This is a genomic window from Okeania sp. SIO2B9, from assembly GCF_010672505.1.
Classification (GTDB): domain Bacteria; phylum Cyanobacteriota; class Cyanobacteriia; order Cyanobacteriales; family Microcoleaceae; genus Okeania; species Okeania hirsuta.
In genome coordinates this window covers 1-2,189 of sequence record NZ_JAAHGK010001275.1, presented here as the reverse complement: position 1 = coordinate 2,189, position 2,189 = coordinate 1, and the positions used below count along the sequence as shown (strand labels likewise).

The window sequence follows — 2,189 nt, the reverse complement described above, 5'->3', positions numbered from 1 at the left end:
GCATCAAGTCCCTCGCCACAATCTCGCTCTGTGCTGCGTCAGTGCTGGTAATCATGACCACATCAATGCCGCGATCCTGTAGCTGCTCGTAGGCCATATTAAGCGCCAGGATATGGGGGTAACAAAGGGGACAGTATATATCGAAAAAAGTGCAAATTTTTCAGCTCTTCATGCTCAAAAATTTGATATTTTAGGCGCATAGTTGGGCAGAAAAATCATTCTTACAATTCTTACTCCTACCTCCTCTAAATCCTCCTGTCTCCTGTATTCTGTATCCTATATCCTACCCCTACTAAAATACTTTTTCAGCAAACCCTAATTATTGATTGATTTATGCCACTAATTAAAGTTAAAACTTCTGTTTCTCAACCAGAAAAAGATAAAATTGACATCCTCTTAAAAAACCTTTCCTCTGGTATGGCGAAGCATTTTGGTAAATCAGAATCTTATGTAATGACTACTTTTGAATCAGATATTCCCATGACTTTTGGTGGTAGTAGTGATGAACCTGTCTGCTACATGGAAATTAAGAGTATTGGTAATATGAATCCTCAGCAAACAAAAGGGATAAGTCAAGATTTTTGTCAACAAATTAATCAGGCTTTAGGCGTACCAAAAAATCGAATTTATATAGAATTTTCTGATGCTAAAGGTTCGATGTGGGGCTGGAATAGTTCCACATTTGGTTGAGTTTTCTACCTTTTTTAAGAGAATTATATAGGGTAGTTTTAACTAATAATTTAGTCACTCTAAATTATTAATAACTATTGTTAAAACTGCCTTTGTCAAAATATTAAAAATCCGGTTATACTTTTGTGATCAATTTTTACTACAAATATTTCAGTTATTACTAGGAGTCAGGAGTCAGGAGGAATAGTTTTTCAGCATTTATTTATATTATGTCCGCATTTCTTAGTAATCAAAAACATCATCTTCTGACTTCAACGGTAAATCTCTCCATACTCCCTGCTCCGGTGCTCCCTTATTTATAAGTATTTAACCGCACATAATATTATTGAGTTGAAACTTGATTTTTAGTCAAAGAGACATTATGGGTAAAGTCTAGAAATATAGTAATTTCAAATAAGAATGAAATACTTTTTCAGCTAAAAGTCTTTCAATGGAAGAAACGCTTGTCTCAATCTAAAATTGAAATGACTATAACTCAAATTCTGCGTAACATTATTTTTTGATCGATGGTATTAATGTCAAGAGATTTTTGAAATCAACTCAATAGGACTACAAAATAGTATTACTTTGACTAAATAGGATTGTAAAGCTTCGCCAAAATTAAAAAAATATCTATAGCACTACCCATTAAGACTAGGACAGTTAAAAAACTTCAAAACATTACAGTTAAAAGTTTTTGCTCTAGCTGATAGCTGATACTAAATCCGGTTTAGAAAGAACCGTTATAGCGCTGCGCGCAGGTAACAGCTCATTTGGAACTCATTTGGGGGAATAAAAAGCTGATAATATAAGATTTTAGCTATTGGACACTTCCTGCAATTTGTAAATATGCCAGCGCACATTGCTATATTATGAAGGTAAGGCAGTTATGCTGAGGGCAGAATGCAGAAGGGTTAGAGAGTAAGAGCGAAAAACGGACTTTTGATAACCGGATTTGGTATGATAACTGAATGCTTATAGCTGAATGCTTATAGCTATATCTTGAATTTATTTCAGTGTAAAAATCCGCCTAAATCAATCAACAAGGCGGAGTAATTAATTCAAGAAATAATACTTATATTGAATAATTCCTCTAGGAATTTATGGAAATACTTTAACTTACTTTTAACATGGAAGTATTCAATAAATTACATTCTGAATCTTCTGAATGCCAAGCTAAACCATCAAAGGCAATTTTCTCAATCAAACTAGCTAACCGTAATGCTTTAAGAGCTTGTTCTCCTCCAACTGAAGGTTGATTTCCTCCACCCACACAATGAATAAAATGCTCTAACTCTGCATGAAGAGGTTCAATATTGCTAGTATAAACCTTTTCAATTAAACCATCCTGACGATAAAGAACCTGACCATAATCTGTCACATAATCTGCTGTTGTTTGACGATGAATCAGAATTTCATTATTCAGAAAATCTGCTTCTGTCAAAGAATTTTTACAGTGAGCAACAATAGAACGTAATTTTTTATGTGTCACCTTACTAGCAGTTAAAGTCGCTACAATA

At 33.9% G+C, this 2,189-nt stretch carries 1 protein-coding gene and 1 pseudogene; one reads left to right on the top strand and one right to left on the bottom strand.

Annotated elements, in window-relative coordinates:
* Nucleotides 1-333 precede the first annotated feature (333 nt).
* Nucleotides 334-690 (top strand): phenylpyruvate tautomerase MIF-related protein, encoded by a 357-nt coding sequence (locus F6K13_RS29765; RefSeq protein WP_124155059.1) that lies wholly within the window; start codon nucleotides 334-336, stop codon nucleotides 688-690.
* 1,093 nt (nucleotides 691-1,783) lie between these two features.
* Here F6K13_RS29765 and F6K13_RS29760 read toward each other — a convergent pair.
* Nucleotides 1,784-2,189 (bottom strand): annotated as a pseudogene (locus F6K13_RS29760) (gfo/Idh/MocA family oxidoreductase); the annotation flags it as partial.